Source organism: Mucilaginibacter sp. P1_D10 (assembly GCF_056406215.1).
On the sequence record NZ_JBFUAP010000002.1, the window covers coordinates 174106 to 192327 of the forward strand.

Annotated in this window: 15 protein-coding genes; 9 read left to right on the plus strand and 6 right to left on the minus strand. The window is 47.7% G+C overall.

Features of this window, described 5'->3' with window-relative positions; translation table 11 throughout:
• Positions 1-165 precede the first annotated feature (165 nt).
• A complete protein-coding gene (locus tag AC1DYT_RS03215) occupies positions 166-633 on the minus strand; it encodes a nucleoside deaminase (RefSeq protein ID WP_477468212.1) in 468 nt (155 codons plus the stop codon).
• A gap of 120 nt (positions 634-753) precedes the next feature.
• Between AC1DYT_RS03215 and AC1DYT_RS03220 the strand changes: the two genes are divergently transcribed.
• Positions 754-909, plus strand: a complete 156-nt coding sequence (locus AC1DYT_RS03220) for a lmo0937 family membrane protein (protein WP_477468213.1) — start codon at positions 754-756, stop codon at positions 907-909.
• Between the two features lie 480 nt (positions 910-1389).
• Here AC1DYT_RS03220 and AC1DYT_RS03225 read toward each other — a convergent pair whose 3' ends face one another.
• Positions 1390-3384 (minus strand): TonB family protein, encoded by a 1995-nt coding sequence (locus AC1DYT_RS03225; RefSeq protein ID WP_477468214.1) that lies wholly within the window; start codon positions 3382-3384, stop codon positions 1390-1392.
• 2 nt (positions 3385-3386) lie between these two features.
• On the minus strand, positions 3387-3758 hold the full coding sequence (locus tag AC1DYT_RS03230; RefSeq protein WP_133228617.1) for a BlaI/MecI/CopY family transcriptional regulator: 372 nt from the start codon (positions 3756-3758) through the stop codon (positions 3387-3389).
• 135 nt (positions 3759-3893) lie between these two features.
• Here AC1DYT_RS03230 and AC1DYT_RS03235 point away from each other — a divergent pair, with 135 nt between their 5' ends.
• Complete coding sequence (locus tag AC1DYT_RS03235) at positions 3894-5297, plus strand: MBL fold metallo-hydrolase RNA specificity domain-containing protein (RefSeq protein ID WP_477468215.1); 1404 nt, start codon at positions 3894-3896, stop codon at positions 5295-5297.
• A gap of 207 nt (positions 5298-5504) precedes the next feature.
• Here AC1DYT_RS03235 and AC1DYT_RS03240 read toward each other — a convergent pair whose 3' ends face one another.
• Positions 5505-7319, minus strand: a complete 1815-nt coding sequence (locus tag AC1DYT_RS03240; protein ID WP_477468216.1) for a serine hydrolase domain-containing protein — start codon at positions 7317-7319, stop codon at positions 5505-5507.
• Positions 7306-8937 (minus strand): amidohydrolase, encoded by a 1632-nt coding sequence (locus AC1DYT_RS03245; protein ID WP_477468217.1) that lies wholly within the window; start codon positions 8935-8937, stop codon positions 7306-7308. Before AC1DYT_RS03245 ends, AC1DYT_RS03240 begins: the two co-directional genes overlap by 14 nt.
• 136 nt (positions 8938-9073) lie before the next feature.
• On the opposite strand from AC1DYT_RS03245, the gene mutL reads away from it, so the two are divergent.
• From mutL to AC1DYT_RS03280, 7 genes are all read left to right on the plus strand, one after another.
• The gene (mutL, locus tag AC1DYT_RS03250; RefSeq protein WP_477468218.1) at positions 9074-10927 is read left to right on the plus strand and encodes a DNA mismatch repair endonuclease MutL; all 1854 of its coding nucleotides are present in this window, start codon (positions 9074-9076) and stop codon (positions 10925-10927) included.
• A 30-nt stretch (positions 10928-10957) separates the two neighbouring features.
• Positions 10958-11674: a rhomboid family intramembrane serine protease gene (locus AC1DYT_RS03255; protein ID WP_477468219.1), complete on the plus strand. Its 717-nt coding sequence runs from the start codon at positions 10958-10960 to the stop codon at positions 11672-11674.
• A gap of 37 nt (positions 11675-11711) precedes the next feature.
• Positions 11712-12545, plus strand: coding sequence for a rhomboid family intramembrane serine protease (locus AC1DYT_RS03260; protein ID WP_477468220.1), 834 nt, complete (start codon positions 11712-11714; stop codon positions 12543-12545).
• Positions 12535-13644 (plus strand): endonuclease/exonuclease/phosphatase family protein, encoded by a 1110-nt coding sequence (locus tag AC1DYT_RS03265; RefSeq protein ID WP_477468221.1) that lies wholly within the window; start codon positions 12535-12537, stop codon positions 13642-13644. Before AC1DYT_RS03260 ends, AC1DYT_RS03265 begins: the two co-directional genes overlap by 11 nt.
• Positions 13645-13675: 31 nt before the next feature.
• Positions 13676-14518, plus strand: a complete 843-nt coding sequence (locus tag AC1DYT_RS03270; protein WP_477468222.1) for an NAD-dependent epimerase/dehydratase family protein — start codon at positions 13676-13678, stop codon at positions 14516-14518.
• A 214-nt stretch (positions 14519-14732) separates the two neighbouring features.
• On the plus strand, positions 14733-16223 hold the full coding sequence (gene cysS / locus AC1DYT_RS03275) for a cysteine--tRNA ligase (protein WP_477468223.1): 1491 nt from the start codon (positions 14733-14735) through the stop codon (positions 16221-16223).
• A gap of 87 nt (positions 16224-16310) precedes the next feature.
• Positions 16311-17177 (plus strand): hypothetical protein, encoded by an 867-nt coding sequence (locus AC1DYT_RS03280; RefSeq protein WP_477468224.1) that lies wholly within the window; start codon positions 16311-16313, stop codon positions 17175-17177.
• A 78-nt stretch (positions 17178-17255) separates the two neighbouring features.
• Here the strand turns inward: AC1DYT_RS03280 and AC1DYT_RS03285 are convergent, their stop codons facing one another.
• Positions 17256-18218 (minus strand): AAA family ATPase, encoded by a 963-nt coding sequence (locus AC1DYT_RS03285; protein ID WP_477460645.1) that lies wholly within the window; start codon positions 18216-18218, stop codon positions 17256-17258.
• Between the last annotated feature and the right edge of the window lie 4 nt (positions 18219-18222).

Genomic DNA, 18222 nt, shown 5'->3' on the forward strand with positions numbered 1-18222 from the left:
TTTTGTTCTAAATAAATGTCATTTGTTGGTTAGTTGATGGTTCATAGTTGATGGTTCATGGTAAAAGGTTACCGTCGTCGGCTATGAGCCATGAATTTTCATCTACAAACTATCGCCCATTAACTTTTTTCTATGAACCATGAACTATCATCCATGAACCAAAAGCTACCTCTTCCTTTTAAAAAAATCCTTCACCAGCTGCGCGCATTCGTTCTCGAAAATGCCGCCGGTAATTAACGTTTTGGGGTGGGTAATTGTTTGGTTGAGCCTGCCGAAACCGCGTTTGGCATCATATGCCCCAAATACTATCCTGCCTACCTGGAACCAGTACGACGCACCTGCACACATCACACAGGGCTCTAACGTAACGTATAGGGTGCATTCGGGCAGGTACTTTCCGCCCATATAGTTGGTGGCGGCGGTTAATGCCTGCATCTCTGCATGGGCCGAGACATCGTTCAGCCGCTCGGTAAGGTTATGGCCCCGGCCTATTATCTTGCCCTGGCAAACCACTATGGCGCCAATGGGTATCTCGTCTTCCTGCAGAGCAAGCCGCGCCTCTTTAAGGGCTTCGTTCATAAAAAACTCGTCGGGCGATATGGCGGGCTCATCGCCAAAGGTGTAATATTTCATGATGCTGTGTTGCCGCTGTGGTTTTGCTTTGCCACTGCAAATATTTAAAACATTTTTCAATCTGCGGCTATTATATCTACTCAACGAACAAATACCTGTAAAACATTTATATCATCAACCATGAACTCATTACTGTATATCATCGCTGTTATCCTGATTATAGGCTGGGCAATCGGCGTGTTTTTTACCGCTGTGAGCAACCTTATCCACGTATTGCTTGTTATTGCTGTCATTGCCATCATATTAGGCATTATACGCAGGCCCACAGCTATATAATAATTGGCGCTAATGTCCACAAAAAAGCATATTGATTGAAATGCGCAGGGCCCGTGCGATTCCCTCCTTTGTCCGAAAGAATCCTACGGAGGGAGATCGGCCATGCTGTTATTTAAGCAACCTTGTCACCCCATAGGGGTGAAAGCTTTGTAGTAGCAAACCAGCCACCCCAAATATAGAGTGCCGTAGGTACTCAACAAAATGGCGTTCAACACCTAACGGCGTTCAACACCTAACGGCGTTGTCTTATATTTTCTATGTTTTTCTACAAAGCTTAAACCTCTACGAGGTTGCTAACCCTTAAATAAGGACAGTGAGAGCGTAGAGGGTGGCTATGGTAAATCGCTTTCGACTAAACCCCTCCCCGCCATTGCGCTCAGACAGCCGCACCCCTTTCCCGTTGGGAGGGAGTTACTGAACCCACAAAAAAGCCGGCAGTATTACGCTGCCGGCCCGGGTTTATAATTAACTAAACTGAGCTTATTTTGCTTTTTTGGTAACAATTAGCACTACGCCATTCTTTCCCTTATCGCCGTAGATAGCAGTTGAGCTATTATCTTTTAGAATGCTAATGCTCTCTATGTCTTTAGGGTTCAGCGCATCAATACTGGTTGCCTCCTTACCATCAATTATGTACAATGGATTGATGCTTCCTTTCAACTGTATAAAAGTAGAGCCACCGGCTATCCGGTAACTGGCGGTATCGCTTGCCGCAATCTGAGATGTTTTTTGGCGCAGGGCGGGGTCTACTTTGCCTTGCAGGTTCAGTTGTTTACCATCTAACGTAAAGGAGATTGGAAGCGTATACTGCACATTTACCGGCTTGCCGTTTTGCATGCCCGGGAACCATTTAGGCATATTTTTGATTACGCGTATTGCTTCCTCATCGGCACCAGCGCCTATGCCCTGCAATACTTTTACATCGGCTATGCTGCCGTCTTTCATTACCACAAAGCTGGTTACTACACGGCCCTGCACCTTGTTCTTACGTGCCTCGGCTGGGTACTTGATGGTGGTTTGCAGGTATTTAACGCATGCGGCATTGCCACCGGGGAAGCCCGGCTGCTGCTCTACCTGTGTAAATATGGCATCGGGCAGGCCCGGTATTTTGCTTGCTGGGGTTACGTTTAAAGCGGTTTTAGCTGTCAGTGTAAATGCTATCGGTACTGAAAATTGCACCCGCACGGCCTTGCCACCCTGTTTGCCTGGAATCCATTTTGGCGATTGTTTCAGCGCGCGCACGGCTTCTTCATCGCAGCCGCTGCCTACGCCGCGCAGCACTTTTATATCGGTAATGGCACCATCTTTTTCTATTACAAAAGTCAGTATTACGCGACCTTGAACATTGTTTTTACGCGCGGTTTGCGGGTACTTTATTGTTTTGCCCAGGTAGGCCGCAAAGGCTTTATCGTCGCCGGGGAATCGTGGCTGCTGTTCTACGGCCACATAAACCTGCCCTTTCTTTGTAGTATCTAAGGCAATAACCTTCTCTTTCAGTAATGTTGCTTTCTTTGGGCCGGATTTATCCGGACTAAGCACATTTACCACCTCCGGGTACAATGCCGATGCTTCCTGCTCTGAAACGATGGCTGATGCAGGCTGCAAAAACAATTCCTCGGCGTTGTTATTGATGCTTTTTACGGCTTTACTATCGTTTATAGTGGCCGATGATAGTATCAGCATCATGATGAATAACGGCGCCGACAGCCCGTATTTCAATAATTTGATGCGCTGCGATTTGTTTTTCTGTAACATCATGATACGTTGTTTGAGTAAACTGTGGTTATAAAAAGGGTTAACTAAACGATGTGCCGGTGCATTAAAGGTTTGGCTCAGCAGCAACATAGCGTATTCGGCTTTGTCGTTGCCGGCTTTTATGGCCTGCCTATCAGCAATGTACTCGTGTATATGCTTAATAGCCGAGCGGTATAGGTACACAATAGGGTTGAACCAGTTGAGTATCATCACCGCCTCTACGATAAGCACATCTGCCGAATGCCATTGCCTGGCGTGCACCTCCTCGTGCGCCATAATTACATCCTTGCTTTCGGTATCATCGGCAACATATATCATGTTGAAAAACGAGTAGGGTACCGTTGGCAAGGCCTGCTTAAGTACCCGCTTAAGTTGTATGAATTGCCACATCAGCCGCAGGGCAAGTACAGTTACGCCCGCCAGGTACAGCATCACCACCAACTGGCCAAGCGTGTAAGGGCTGTCTTTTATAGGTGCGAGTGCTGTTATGTTAATATCTGCGCCCGAGCCATAAAAGGTTGCTTGCACCTCCTGCGTAATAAAAAGCTCCTTTATCCAGTCGGACTGTATGAGCGGGATAAGGAAAGACAGCAGGGCCGCGCCTACGAGGTAAATGCGGTTAAGCTGAAAAAAAGTTTCGCGGCGAAGCAGCAGCGAATAAAAGCCAAAGAACAGGGTGAGGTAAATATTTACCAGTAATAAATAATTCCACCAGGCCATAACTATTTATCTTTTAGTTTTTCAATCAGTTTCATTATCTCGTCGGCTTCTTTCAGGTCAATCTTTTCTTTCTTCACGAAGAAGGAAAGCATCCTGTTTACCGAATTATCGAAGTAGCCACTCAGCAGCTTATCGGCAGCAAAATTCTGGTACTGCTCTTTGCTTACTACGGGGTGGTATTCGTGGCTTTTGCCGTAGGCGGTGTGGCCAACAAAACCCTTGGTTTCCAGTATCCTGATGATGGTCGATACGGTATTATAAGCAGGTTTAGGCTCGGGCAAAATATCTAAAACATCTTTTACGAAGCCCTTCTTCAACTGCCAAAGCACCTGCATTATCTGTTCTTCGGCGCGGGTTAAGTCTTTAATTTCCATACTATGTGAGATAAACTAAATTGTTAGTTAAACGAAGTTAAAACATTAAAATGAAAATAACAACTAAACGTTTAGTTTTTTATTTATCAAACTTTTATGTGCATGTTTGGTTGTAAAACGCACAACCAATTATACATGGATATTACCTTTCACGGCGCCGCCCGTAACGTAACCGGCAGCAAGCACCTTTTGCGCCTTCAGGATGGCACCGGCATACTTTTAGATTGCGGCATGTTCCAGGGTATGGGCGAGCAAACCGAAGAGATGAATGAGCATTTCGGGTTCAACCCGGCTAAGGTTGATTACCTTATCCTCTCGCATGCACATATTGATCATTGCGGACTGATACCGCGCCTGGTGGCAGAAGGTTTCGAAGGCCAGATATTCTGCACCGCCGCCACCATGGACCTTTGCAAGATATTGCTTTTAGATTCGGCCAAGATACAGGAGCAGGATGTGGAGTACAGCAATAAGCACAGGGCGCGTAAAGGCTTGCCATTGCTGGAGGCTTTATATACCGAGGATGATGTGGTAAAAGCGCTGGGCCTTTTCAAAATAGTAGATTACCAGGAGCCTTACCATATTACGCCAAACCTTAAATTTAAGTTTACCGATGCCGGGCACGTGCTGGGCAGCGCGGCCGTGCATATCCGCGCTATAGAAAACGGCAAAAAGACCTATATCACCTTTAGCGGCGATGTGGGCCGCTATGGCGATATGCTCCTCAATAACCCCCAAACTTTCCCGCAGGCAGATTACATTTTGCTGGAATCGACTTACGGCGACAGCCTGCATAAAGATATTGGCCCTATAGAAGATGCCCTGCTGGAAATTATCAAACACACCTGCGAGGAGAAAAAAGGCAAAGTGATTATCCCTGCATTCAGCGTGGGCCGTACGCAGGAATTGCTTTATGCCTTAAATGCGCTGGAATTGAAAGGCGTGTTGCCCGATGTGCCATATTATGTAGATAGCCCCTTATCGGAGAAAGCTACGCAGATATTGAAAGCCCACCCCGAGGTGTATAATAAAGAGGTGAAAGACGTGATGAAGGTAGATGCAGACCCCTTCGGCTTTAAGGGTTTGAAGTTCGTGCAATCTACCCAGGAATCTATTGCGCTGAACAATGATGTACGGCCCTGCGTTATCATCTCCTCATCGGGCATGGCCGAGGCGGGGAGGGTGAAGCACCATATCAAAAACAACATCAACAACCAAAAGAATACCATATTGATGGTGGGCTACGCCGAACCTAATTCATTAGGCGGCCGCCTTGCCCGTGGCGAAAAGGAGGTTCATATTTTTGGCGAACAGTACCACGTGAATGCCGAAGTACAGTCTATCAAAAGCATGAGCGCCCACGGCGATTACGACGACCTGCTGCATTTCCTCAGCTGCCAGGACCCGAAACTGGTGAAAAAGCTTTTCCTGGTGCATGGCGAATATGAGGTGCAGCAGCACTTTGCTCAAAAGCTTAAAGAGAAAGGCTTTGCCGACGTAGAGATTCCTTACCAGCACCAGAAGGTGGTGCTGGAGTAGGGGGGATTATAACGATACCATTACCCCCATGTCATTTCGAACCCTGAAGCGCAGGGGGTGCGGGAGAGGGTGAGAAAACTTGTTAGGTCAGGTATGAAAGCTAACGTGTGACCGCTTTGCGTGTTGGTTTTGCTTCATTAACAAGATTTCTCCTCGCTATCGCTTGTTCGAAATGACAAATCGGGATGAATGTGTGGTGAAAAACCTCTACATCCCCTTAGCTATCGCACCGTAAATAACATCCTGTATCCTTGGGCGGATGTTGAGGCTGCCCAATTTGCTGCTCACATTGGGGTGCACGCGGTTGGATAGGAAAACGTAAACCAGGTTGTACTTAGGATCTACCCATACGCAGGTACCGGTAAAGCCGGTGTGCCCGTATGCCTGATCTGATGCGAGTTGTGACGGGTATTTATGGTCGGCAATAGGGTCCCAGCGATCGAAGCCTAGTCCGCGGCGGCTTACCGCGCTTTGCTTGGCGGTAAACAAATCCACTGTTTCGGGTTTAATGTACTGCACGCCGCCGTAGGTGCCGCGGTTCAGCATCATCTGGTACATAATACCAATATCGTTTGCGCTGGCAAACAGCCCGGCGTGGCCCGCAACGCCACCCATCAGCGCCGCGGTTGGGTCGTGCACGTAGCCGTCTATCAAGGTATGGCGGTCTTTCTTGTCGTCTTCGGTAGGCGGTATCCTATCCACCGGGAAACGGTACAAAGGCAGGTAGCCAGCTGTTTGCATCCCCAGCGGGTTATAAAACTGCTGCTGCACGTAGTTGTTGATAGGCTTTGCCGTAATGGTTTCTACTATCTGCTGCATAATGCACATGCCCACATCGCTGTACACGTATTGCCCGCGGGTTTTAACGGGGGCGTTCAGCATATCGGGCCACATTACTTCTTCAAAGTAATTCTTGCGCAGGTAATAGTTATCGTTCACCTTCGTTGGGAAATTAGCCGAAGAATCTACGGTGTAATCAGTCGGCTTTATTTTGGTGAAAGTTTGTATATCGGGTATCAGGCCGGCCTGGTGCTCCAGCAACTCCCGTACGGTTAGGGTTTTAATATTGCTTTTTCGCGCCAGCGCCAGGTAGGTTCCTGCGGTAGAATCTAGCGCCAGCTTGCCCTGATCGTAAAGCTGCATCGCTTCCATGGTAGTGGCGGATATCTTAGTCATACTGGCTACGTCGAAGATATCGGTTATCTGGTCGGGTATGTCGTTCCTATAGGTGTGGTAGCCATAGGCTTTATTGAAGATAACCTTACCATCTTTTATCACCATTACCACGCAGCCAGGGGTGGCCTGGTTGCTGATGGCTTCTGCGGCAATCTTATCAATTTCTGTCAGGTTTTCTGCTTTGATGCCGGCATCTTCGGGCACGGTATATTGCAGGCGTATTTTAGCAGTGAGCGAGCCTGTACCGTTGGCGTATTTTGGCGTATAGGTTTTGCTGAGTTTCTGGGTTACCGCCACCCCGCCAAATATAGCCTGCGCGCTGAACATGGCCGATACCGGCGTAACTTTGGTAGACCATAGCAACGGCCCTGCTACATCATTCAGTTTAGCAAGCGACTTATCGCTCCCCAGAAGCGATACCACTACCGTCTTTAGCTTTTGGTTGGTGCTGATAAAATCGAGTATCTGCGGGTTGTTTAAATCCGCATCGGCGAGTTGTACGATGAGTGTGTTGTAAAACTTGGTATCGAGCGATAAGGCATCGAGGGATTTAATGCCCAGGTAATCATTACCGTTAAAGAGCTGCACTTTAGCGTACTTATTCAGTAGGCTATCGAACGCGGTAGCGTACACGCCCGAGAAATGGATGCTGGCTATTTTAGCTGCATCGAGGCTCTGCAGGGGGATGATTTGCTTTTCGTTATTGAGTAGTACGGTGCTTAGCTCGGCCGCCTTTTGCTCCTGCAGGTAGTTTTTGCCGATTGGCGGGTTTTGCGCGCATGCCGAATTGAAAATTACGAATCCCGATAAAAGCAGCAGGTAGAGATACTGCCTATTTCTGCTCATAAACCTTAACACCATTTATATATGTCTTTACTACTTTCACATTAGGCAGCTCGCTGCCATCCACCTTCATTATGTCCTTATCCAGTATCACAAAATCGGCATACTTGCCCACTTCTATGCTGCCCTTTTCCTTCTCCTCGAAGTTGGCTTTGGCGGCCCAAACGGTCATGCCGCGTAAGGCTTCGGTGCGGCTAAGGGCGTTATTCATCTGGAAGCCTGTGGCAGGCGAGCCCTTTAGGTCTTTGCGTACCACCGCAGCATAAAACGTGTACATGGGGTTAATATTTTCTACCGGGAAATCGGTACCCAAGGGTATCCAGCCGTTTTGTTTCATCAGGTCTTTATAGGCGTAGGCGCTTTTAAGCCGCTCGGGCCCGAGGCGGGTAATGGCCCATGCCATATCAGATGTGGCGTGCGTTGGCTGCACCGATGGGATGATGCTATACTCGCCAAAGTATTTTACATCCTGCGGCGAAACGATCTGCGCGTGCTCTATGCGCCAGCGTTTATCGTTCTTGCCTTTTAAGGCAGCGGCATAAACCTTAAGTATCACCCGGTTGGCCGAATCGCCTATGGCGTGCGTACACATCTGGAAACCGTTGGCGGCTATCTTTTTAGCTACTTCTTCAAAATGTGCCTTGCTGCTCAGCAAAAAGCCGTTCCAGCCGGCCTTATCAGCATAGGGTTTTAAAAGGCATGCCCCGCGCGAACCCAGGGCTCCATCGGCGTAAACTTTAAAAGCACGCACGTTCAGCGATGGCGTTTTGTAGGCGCCGCGTTTAAACAGGTATTCGTAGTTTTCTTCTTTATCGGCCAGCATCAGGTACATGCGCATCTTCAGATCGCCTTTGTGCTGCAATGATGCGATGGTGCTTACCATGGTATAAGGCAGGCCGCAATCGTCAACGGTAGTGAGGCCCACTGCGAAGCAATTGCGCTGCGCATCCAGCAATGCCGATTGTACCACCTGCTCGGTAGGTTCGGGTATTTTGCGGGTTACTATGCCAACGGCGTTATCAACCAGTATGCCGGTAAGCTTTCCGTTGATGGTTTCTATCTGCCCGCCAATAATGGTTTGGCCGGGTTTTATGCCTGCTATGTTAAGTGCGGCCTGGTTAGCAATGGCGGCGTGGCCGTCTATCCGGCTCAGGATAACCGGGCGTACCGGGAATAATGAATCGAGCTTAGCTTTGTTGGGGAATTGCTTAACGGCCCATATGTTTTGGTCCCAGCCGTTGCCTATTATCCAGCCTTCGGTGTTTTTGCGGGCGTAAGAACTCACGGTATCTACCACAGCCTGCCAGCTTTTACTGCCAACAAGTTTCACTTCCTGCAAGCCAAGGCCATATTCATAAAAGTGGGCGTGGGCATCAATAAAGCCAGGGTAAACGGCTTTGCCGCCGGCATCTATCGTTTCTTTGGCTAAATATTTTTGTTCGAGGGTATCGGCGTTGCCTACGGCTATTATTTTGCCGTTGCTTATCACAAAGGCATTTGCTGTGGAGAAGGTGCTATCTACCGTATAAACGAGAGCATTTTTTACGAGGGTATCTGCATTATATTCTTTTTGCTTACAAGCGGCAAGCAGAACAAACAGCAGGGGCCAGAGTTTCTTCATATAAAAAACAGGTGGATGTAAATTAGATAACGTTGATATTATATACAAACGTGTAAAGGTAAAGTTATGCAATCAAATAATTAATTTAGCATCGAAATTGATCCCGAAAAAATCGGGAGGAGGGAAATACGTTTAAATGCCAGATATAATACAGCTTTTACCCGATTCGGTAGCCAACCAAATAGCCGCAGGCGAAGTGGTGCAGCGCCCCGCATCGGCAGTAAAAGAATTGATAGAGAACGCCATAGATGCAGGTGCGGATAAAATGCAGCTGATATTGAAAGATGCCGGCAAGGCATTGATACAAGTGATAGATAATGGCTGCGGCATGAGCCTTACCGATGCCCGCATGTGCTTTGAAAGGCACGCCACCTCAAAAATACGCAAGGCGGAGGATCTTTTTGCCATTCGTACCATGGGTTTCCGCGGCGAAGCCATGGCATCTATCGCCGCCATTGCACAGGTAGAACTGAAAACCCGCCGCCACGAGGATGAGCTGGGCACCTGTATATGCATTGAAGGCAGCGAGGTGATCAAACAGGAGCCATGCTCGGCCAATACAGGTACGTCCATATCCATCAAAAACCTTTTTTATAATACGCCCGCCCGCCGCAGCTTTTTAAAAAGCAACCCGGTGGAGATGCGCCACATTATAGATGAGTTTCAGCGTGTGGCACTGGCCAATCCGGGCGTGTTTTTGACCATGCATCATGATGGGCAGGAGGTTTACCACCTGCCGGCAGCATCGCTTAAACAACGCATTATACACCTGTTGGGCAATAATTACAACCAGCGCCTGGTGCCTGTGGAGGAAGATACCACCATCATCCGCCTCAACGGTTACGTAGGCAAACCTGAGTTTGCCCGCAAAACACGGGGCGAGCAATTCTTCTTCGTAAACAACCGCTTTATCAAGGATGCTTATCTGAACCACGCGGTGCTAACGGCCTTTGAGGAGCTGCTGCCCGATGACTCTTACCCGCTGTACGTGCTGTTCATCGATATCGACCCATCAAAAATAGATATCAACGTGCACCCGACGAAGACTGAAATCAAATACCAGGATGAGAAGGCCATCTACGCCATCATCCGCTCGGCGGTGAAGCGTTCGCTGGGTAAATACAATATTACGCCGACGTTGGATTTCGACCAGGAGAACAGCATAGGGCATTTGATTACGCAAAAGCCATTCGAGGAAATTGTGCAGCCAACCATTGCCTTCAACCCCGATTTTAACCCCTTCGCGGCGGAGAAACGGCCAGAACGCGAATTGCCTTTCCTGCGCGATGGTGGCAGCCCCCGGCAAGCCATCCCCAAAAATTGGGATACCCTTTACGAGATTGCCCGGCGCGACGAAAACCTGCAGCACCAGATGCACGAAGAGAAAAGCACATCCGTTAACGAGCAGGAGATAAGCAAAAGCAGCGAGAAGCAGTTTTTCCAGGTGCACAACAGGTTTATCCTCTCGCAGATAAAATCGGGCTTTATGCTTATACACCAGCAATGGGCGCATGAGCGTATTTTGTATGAGCGTTACCTGCAGCAATTGCAGAATCATAGCGGGGTGAGCCAGCAAAGCTTATTTCCGCAATCTGTCACACTAAATAGTGCCGATTTTGAGTTATTGAGAGAGCTTTTGCCCGATATACGCGCCCTTGGTTTCGATATACGCGAATTTGGCAAAAATACGGTAGTGGTAGAAGGCATACCTGCGGATATCAACAACGCCAATGAGCACGAACTGCTGGAGCACCTGCTGGAAGGGTTTAAGAACAACCTGGCGATATTGAAGCTGGATAAACGCGATAACCTGGCCCGTTCGCTGGCGCGCAACGCTGCCATAAAAACCGGCGTAAAATTGTCTATGGAAGAGATGAACCAATTGATAGACCAGCTTTTTGCCTGCCAGATGCCAAATTTGGCCCTGAATGGCAAGCCCGTAATTACTACCTTTACATTAAACGAATTAGCCGAACGGTTTGAGAAATAACCTATAGGCATTTTAATATTTATACAGAACATGCAATCACCATTTGCCAATTTAACACCGGTTGTTAAGAATCTTATCATCATCAATCTCCTTTTCTTTGCGGCTACTTATGCCTTGGGGCAGTTTGTAGACCTTAATAGGCTATTGGCTGTATTTTATCCACCCTCTCCATATTTTAAGCCTTGGCAGGTAATTACGTATATGTTTATGCATGGCGGCTTCACGCATATCTTTTTTAATATGCTTGCCTTGTTTATGTTTGGCCCCATACTTGAGCAAACACTAGGCTCTAAGAGATTTTTTAATTACTATTTTTTTACAGGCATTGGTGGCTTTGTTTTATATATGGCAGTGAATGCAATACAGGTATATCATATTGCAGGAATGATAAGCATACCCAATCCTCAATTGATTGAATCATATTCGCAATATGCACACAGCCAGGAGCAAGCGCAAAGCCTTTATGACATTTATCATAGCAAAATGTTGGGCGCTTCCGGGGCAGTTTTTGGTATTCTGGTGGGTTTTGGTATGTTGTTTCCGAATATGGAAATGATGATTATGTTTATCCCTGTCCCCGTTAAAGCTAAATTTGTTGTTATCGGTTACATCGCCCTCGAATTATACAGCGGAATAGGGCAGGTCGCAGGGGATAACGTTGCCCACTTTGCCCACCTCGGCGGGGCTTTGTTCGGGTTTATACTGATAAAAATTTGGGGGCTTAAAAGCACAAACAATTACTATTAATTTTCATTTGTTATCATAGCAATTACAGCTACCGTATATGAACACCCTCTGGCGAGATATCCAATATAAATTATCCAAAAGCGATAGCCGGATACCCCTGCTTCTCGGCATAAACGTGGCGCTTTTTTTACTCATACAAATTCCGGCAGTGCGTGCCTACAGTAGCGAGTATCTTTTACTGTCGCCCGTTTTACCGGTTTTGGCCAGGCACATCTGGACGCCCCTTACTTATATGTTTATGCACGAGGGCTTCCTGCAGATATTATTCAACATGTTATGGCTATATTGGATGGGGCGCGTGTTTGAGGAGTTCTTAAATCATAAGCGCTTGCTGGGGGTGTACCTGCTTGGCGGTTTGGCCGGTGCTATTTTCGCAATAGCCGGTTACAATTTGCTCAGCCTGGCGCATGTGGGTATCCCCGATACGGCAATTGCCGGCGCTGCGATTAGTGTAGTGTCTGTTATAGTGGCTACCGCCACATTGCTTCCCGAACATGAGATCCGCCTGATTATCATCGGCTCGGTTAAGTTAAAATGGGTGTGCGTGTTTTATGTAACACTGGCTTTAATCGGTGCAAAGGATAGCCCTCTTACCATGATGGGCTATGTGGGCAGCGGTCTGTTTGCCTTTATCTACATCAATCAGCTGCAGCGCGGTACCGACTGGATCCGCGGCATCAACAAGCTATTTGCCCCCAGGCCCAAAATGAAAGTGGTAAGCTTTAACCATCCGCAAAAAAAAGCGGCCAACATGCCCCGGCAAGACGAAATCGACCGTATTTTAGATAAAATTTCCGCATCTGGTTACGATAGCCTGAGCAAGCAGGAAAAAGAGACACTATCCCGCGCAAGCAACAATAATGAAGGATAAAAAAAGCTTAGGGTTTTTCGGCAAGATAGTGTTATGGTGCAACTATGCGCTGTGCCTGGCTTTGTTGCTGAGTTACCTGGCCCCCTACCTGGATCCGCGCAAGGCCTGGCTTATCGCGTTCTTCGGGCTGGCTTACCCACCCCTGTTATTGTTCAACGTTATTTTGGTTGTGTACTGGCTATTCAGGCGCCGGCTTTATTTCCTGCTATCGGTAATCACTATCCTCATCGGGTATAAGGTGTTGATCAATAATATCGGCTTCCGTACCCAAACCGATATCGCCAGGCCAAAGCAGCCCAATTCGCTGCGCATCATGACCTATAACGCGCACGATTTTAAGCGCTACGGTGCCAATAACGATATCTCTACCAAGCACGAGATTTTGGAACTCATCGCCCAGAACAACCCCGACGTAATAGGGATACAGGAGTTTTATACCCGCAGGCGCGGGCAGTATGATATGATCGACTCTATCAAAAAAATACTGAACAGCGAGTTCTATTATTTCGAACCCTTCGATGTGAATTACGACCAGGCATCGGGCATGGCCATCTTCTCACGTTACCCTATCTTCAATTTCGGGTTGGTATCGCTATCCGGGAAAATGACGGGTAACCAGTGCCTTTTTGTAGATATACAGAAGGGCGATAAGAAGATAAGGTTATATAGCATGCACCTGCAATCTATCAAGTTCGAACCGGAGGATTACAAATACCTGGGCGAGGTATCCAAACAAGGCAAAACCAATATGACGGCCACCAAGCGCCTGGGCACTAAACTCAAGATAGCATTCCTAAAACGCGCCGATCAGGTTTACACCGTGAAGGCCCACGCAAAAGAGTGCCCTTATCCATACATCTACTCCGGCGATTTTAACGATACGCCCGCCTCGTTTGCCGTTAACACGATGGCGCTGGGCATGAAGAACGCTTTCCTCGAGAAAGGCTCGGGCCTGGGGCGCACCTATAACGGCGATTTTCCCAACTACCAGATAGATTATATTATGGTGAGCCCGCAGTTCGACGTGCTGAACTATCAGATCATCCAAAAAAAACTGTCGGATCATTACCCCGTATGGGCCGATGTGCTGTTGAAATAAATTGGATCATCCCGCTATACATACCCCCTTCATGAATGTATTGGTCACCGGCTCCTCGGGCCAGTTGGGCAGTGCAACCGTTAGGCACCTCACAGCCCATGGTCACCGGGTTACGGGTATCGATTTGATACCTTCCGCTACGACCGACGCGCTTATCGATATACAGGACAAAGCAGCGGTGGTTTCGATAATAAAGAGGTTCGATGCTATCATCCATACTGCCGCCCTGCACGGCAAGCATTACGAGCTGGGCTATCCACGCGAAGCATTTATACACGCCAATATCCTGGGTACTTTAAATTTACTGGAAGCCTGCGTAAATAATGGCATCAGGAAATTCCTGTACACCAGCACTACATCCATTTATGGCGAGGCATTGGTAGATAAAGATAAAGCCGTTTGGGTAGATGAAACACTAACAGAGCGCCCACGCGATATCTATGATATTACCAAGCAAGCTGCCGAACAGCTTTGCCGTGATTTTTTTAACAAGGAAGATCTTCAGGCTTCGGTATATCGCGTAGGCCGGTTTTTGCCCGAGGATGATAACCTTAAGCTGAACCACCGCCTGTACCGAGGACTGGATGAGCGCGATGGTGCCGAAGCCCTGCGCCTGGCATTGGAAGCAGATTTCGCCAATTTCGAGATATTCAACATCAGCAGCGGCTCGCCATTTAACCGGGAAGACGTTGTGGAGCTGAAACACAACCCGCGGGCGGCAATCCTGAAATATTACCCGCAGGCAGAGGCCATCTACGCGGCTAAGGGTTGGCAATTCCCCAGGAGTATCGATAGGGTTTATGATTGTGGGAAAGCTACTCGTTATTTTGGTTATCAGCCCAGGTACACTTTTGGTTTTTTGCTGGATAGTTAAGAGCCTCATCCAACCCTTCTCCAAAGGAGAAGGGCTAAACAAGGTTTTTTTAAGTCCTCTCCTTTGGAGAGGATTATTACATGAGGGCTTCGCCGTTTAGGTGAGGCTTTTAAAAGCTGGCAAATTTTATCCGTTCCGTTAAGTTTGGGTAATATTGAATGAGATAGATGGGGATTTATTATACATGAACCCTAAAAATTGTAAGTTTGCGCTCATGGAACAAAAATTGTTTGTTTACAACAGTTTAACACGTAAAAAAGAAGAATTTATCCCGCTCGATGCTCCCCACGTCGGGATGTATGTTTGCGGGCCAACCGTATATAGCGATGTGCATTTGGGCAACTGCCGCACTTTTATCAGCTTCGATTTAATTTTTCGATACCTGCTGCATTTGGGGTATAAAGTACGCTACGTTCGTAATATTACCGATGCAGGCCACCTGGAGGGCGATGCAGACGAGGGCGAGGATAAAGTATCGAAAAAAGCAAGGCTATCGGCTTTAGAGCCCATGGAGATAGTGCAGAGGTACACCGTGGATTTTCACGATGTGATGAAGATCTTCAACGCCCTGCCGCCAAGTATAGAGCCTACCGCAACGGGCCACATCATCGAACAGATTGAGCTGGTGAAGGCTATATTGGAGAAAGGCTACGCCTACGAGGTGGATGGTTCGATATACTTCGATGTAGAGAAATACAACCAAACCCAGGATTACGGCATACTGAACGGCCGCAAGCTGGAAGATATGCTGAACAATACCCGCGCATTGGGCGGCCAACACGAAAAGCACGGCAAGCTCGATTTTGCCCTTTGGATAAAAGCCAAGCCTGAACACCTGATGAAATGGCCATCGCCATGGGGTGTGGGCTTTCCCGGTTGGCACCTCGAGTGCTCGGCCATGAGCAATAAATACCTGGGGCATCAGTTCGATATCCACGGCGGCGGCATGGATCTGATGGCCACGCACCACACCAATGAGATAGCTCAAAATGTGGCCAGCTGCGGCAATACGCCCGCGCGCTACTGGTTGCACACGAACATGCTTACCGTGAACGGGCAAAAAATGTCGAAATCGTTGGGGAACAGTTTCCTGCCGCACGAGTTGTTCGAGGGTACACACTCCTTACTAAAAAGGGGGTATAGCCCCATGGTAGTACGTTTCTTCTTTTTGCAGGCAAGCTACCGCAGCACGGTCGACTTTAGCAACGAGGCGCTTGATGCTGCCGAGAAGTTCTATAAAACGCTGGCCAAGGCCGCTAAAAAGTTAAGTGTATTGCAACAAAATGCGCTGCTTGCTGTTGATGACGAGGCAGAGGGCGAGATTATATCGGCTTGCGAAGATTGCTATAACGGCATGAACGACAATTTTAATTCACCAAAAACGTTAGAGGCACTAAACAACCTATCCAAGTGGGCAAATTCATTTACAGATGCTACCCGCAACTCGGGTGCTGTGTCGGCCGCAACTTTCGAACGTATGAAGAAAACGTACAACGATTTCTTTTATGATGTTTTAGGGTTGAAACAAGAAGATAACGAAGGCGGCGATACAGCCGGTTTGCTTGGTTTAATTGTAAACCTGCGCAACCAGGCAAAGGCCAATAAGGATTACGCCACTTCTGACAAGATAAGGGAAGGCCTGAAACAAATCGGTTTCCAACTGAACGATAATAAACAAGGCACTACCGATTGGATACGGATTTAACCATTTTTAACGATTATAACATATTGAATTTAAGCGGGGCATGCTTACATTTATCACACGAAAAATAGATATTGCCCAATACACACTATGAAAAAATTATTGATAGCTGCTTTCGTTTTATCTGGCATGGTCCAGCATGCATCGGCACAAACAAAACCTGTTGAAGTAAGCAGGATAGTAAATGCCGAAATCGACTTTAATAACCTGGTTGAGCGCAAAGGCATCAAAGCAGGCTTTTTGGCCGTTGCCGATCCCGAAGGGATAGTGTTTAAACCAAACGCGGTTAAGATATCTGAGTTTTATGCCACCATCGACAAACAGCCCGGCAAATTGAGCTGGGCACCCAAAGTTGCCCGTATATCTGCCAACGGCGATCTGGGCTTTACCGCCGGCCCCTACGTTTATCAAAACGGCAAAACCGACGATGATAAGGTTTTTGGCCAATACGTTTCGGTATGGAAACTGGATCCAACCGAGAACAGGTATAAACTACTGATTGATTTAGGCATACAGCATCCCGAGCCGGAGGGCGAAGTAGTTACCGATTTTCAGGAGCCCGATCTTACTAAACAAGTAGCTGCAAGTAAAGACCCTTTTAACGGTAAAAGACTGATAATGGATTCTGATAAAATCCTTAACCAACTGCAGGGTATGTCGGCCAGGGCGGCTTACAAGGAGTTTTTAAGCCCCGGTGCGATGTATTATTTCCCGGGTTTCGAACCGATAAAGGGCAAAGAAAAAGTTTCGGATTTCATAGCCAGCGAGGGCATCAGTATTTCGTCGCAAACGGTAAATGGCGGTCGTGCTACCAGTAACGATCTGGCCTACAGCTACGGCACCGCCCGCATACGCAAGGGCAATATCGTAAACAACTACAACTATGTGCGTATTTGGGAACAGGATGCCAGCCACAAATGGAACGTGCTGTTAGAGATATTTTCTACGGTAGAATAATTCTACAGTAAATTTAGCCTATAACAAAAAACGCTAAGCTTATCGGCTTAGCGTTTTTTGTTATATATATAAAGTTTCTTAAAATAATTGCTCGATAATGTCGCTGGCAGACAAACCCTCGGCTTCGGCGTGATAGCTGCGTACGATGCGGTGGCTCAATATAGGCTTGGCAACTGCTTTTACATCTTCTATATCCGGCGAGTACTTTCCGTTGAGTACAGCGTGGCATTTGGCACCCAGGATAAGGAACTGCGATGCACGAGGGCCTGCACCCCAGTTAAGTAAACGTTTTACCTGCGGGGTAGCAAACTCGCTATCGGGGCGGGTTTTAGATACCAGCTTTACAGCGTACTCAAGCACGTTATCGGTAACGGGTATATTGCGCACCAATTGCTGGAAATAGATAATCTGCTCGGCATTCAGTTGCTTGCTTACCGTGGCCTGGTGGGTGCTGGTGGTATTCTTCACTACCTGCAACTCCTCTTTAAACGAGGGGTAGTTTAAGGCTACGTTGAACATGAACCTATCCAGTTGTGCTTCCGGCAGGGGGTAAGTGCCTTCCTGCTCTATTGGGTTTTGGGTAGCTAATACAAAAAATGGCTTAGCTAATTTGTGGGTAACGCCTGCTGCCGTTACGGCTTTTTCCTGCATGGCTTCCAGCAGTGCCGCCTGCGTTTTTGGAGGGGTACGGTTTATCTCATCGGCCAGGATAATGTTAGAGAACACCGGGCCGGGGATGAATTTAAAGTTGCGGTCTTCGCCCAGTATTTCAGACCCGATGATGTCTGATGGCATCAAATCGGGCGTGAATTGGATGCGCTTGAAGTCGAGGTCGAGCACCTGGGCTACGGTTTGCACCAGCAGCGTTTTAGCCAGGCCGGGCACGCCCACCAAGAGGCAATGCCCGTTGCTGAAAATAGAGATCAGAACGAATTTGATAACCTCGTCCTGCCCTATGATTACTTTTCCAATTTCTGCACGTATTTGCTCGTAAGCATGCTTCAGTGCGTCGGCGGCCTCTACATCAGAGCGGTGTTGCATATGT

Bases quoted from the DNA above. Each gene is read 5' to 3' on its own strand.
- AC1DYT_RS03225 (WP_477468214.1), bottom strand. From the start codon at position 3,384: ATGGCCTGGTGGAATTATTTATTACTGGTAAATATTTACCTCACCCTG.
- AC1DYT_RS03265 (WP_477468221.1), top strand. From the start codon at position 12,535: ATGAAGGATAAAAAAAGCTTAGGGTTTTTCGGCAAGATAGTGTTATGG.
- AC1DYT_RS03220 (WP_477468213.1), top strand. From the start codon at position 754: ATGAACTCATTACTGTATATCATCGCTGTTATCCTGATTATAGGCTGG.
- AC1DYT_RS03280 (WP_477468224.1), top strand. From the start codon at position 16,311: ATGAAAAAATTATTGATAGCTGCTTTCGTTTTATCTGGCATGGTCCAG.
- mutL (WP_477468218.1), top strand. From the start codon at position 9,074: ATGCCAGATATAATACAGCTTTTACCCGATTCGGTAGCCAACCAAATA.
- AC1DYT_RS03230 (WP_133228617.1), bottom strand. From the start codon at position 3,758: ATGGAAATTAAAGACTTAACCCGCGCCGAAGAACAGATAATGCAGGTG.
- AC1DYT_RS03240 (WP_477468216.1), bottom strand. From the start codon at position 7,319: ATGAGCAGAAATAGGCAGTATCTCTACCTGCTGCTTTTATCGGGATTC.
- AC1DYT_RS03285 (WP_477460645.1), bottom strand. From the start codon at position 18,218: ATGCAACACCGCTCTGATGTAGAGGCCGCCGACGCACTGAAGCATGCT.
- AC1DYT_RS03235 (WP_477468215.1), top strand. From the start codon at position 3,894: ATGGATATTACCTTTCACGGCGCCGCCCGTAACGTAACCGGCAGCAAG.
- AC1DYT_RS03270 (WP_477468222.1), top strand. From the start codon at position 13,676: ATGAATGTATTGGTCACCGGCTCCTCGGGCCAGTTGGGCAGTGCAACC.
- AC1DYT_RS03215 (WP_477468212.1), bottom strand. From the start codon at position 633: ATGAAATATTACACCTTTGGCGATGAGCCCGCCATATCGCCCGACGAG.
- cysS (WP_477468223.1), top strand. From the start codon at position 14,733: ATGGAACAAAAATTGTTTGTTTACAACAGTTTAACACGTAAAAAAGAA.
- AC1DYT_RS03245 (WP_477468217.1), bottom strand. From the start codon at position 8,937: ATGAAGAAACTCTGGCCCCTGCTGTTTGTTCTGCTTGCCGCTTGTAAG.
- AC1DYT_RS03260 (WP_477468220.1), top strand. From the start codon at position 11,712: ATGAACACCCTCTGGCGAGATATCCAATATAAATTATCCAAAAGCGAT.
- AC1DYT_RS03255 (WP_477468219.1), top strand. From the start codon at position 10,958: ATGCAATCACCATTTGCCAATTTAACACCGGTTGTTAAGAATCTTATC.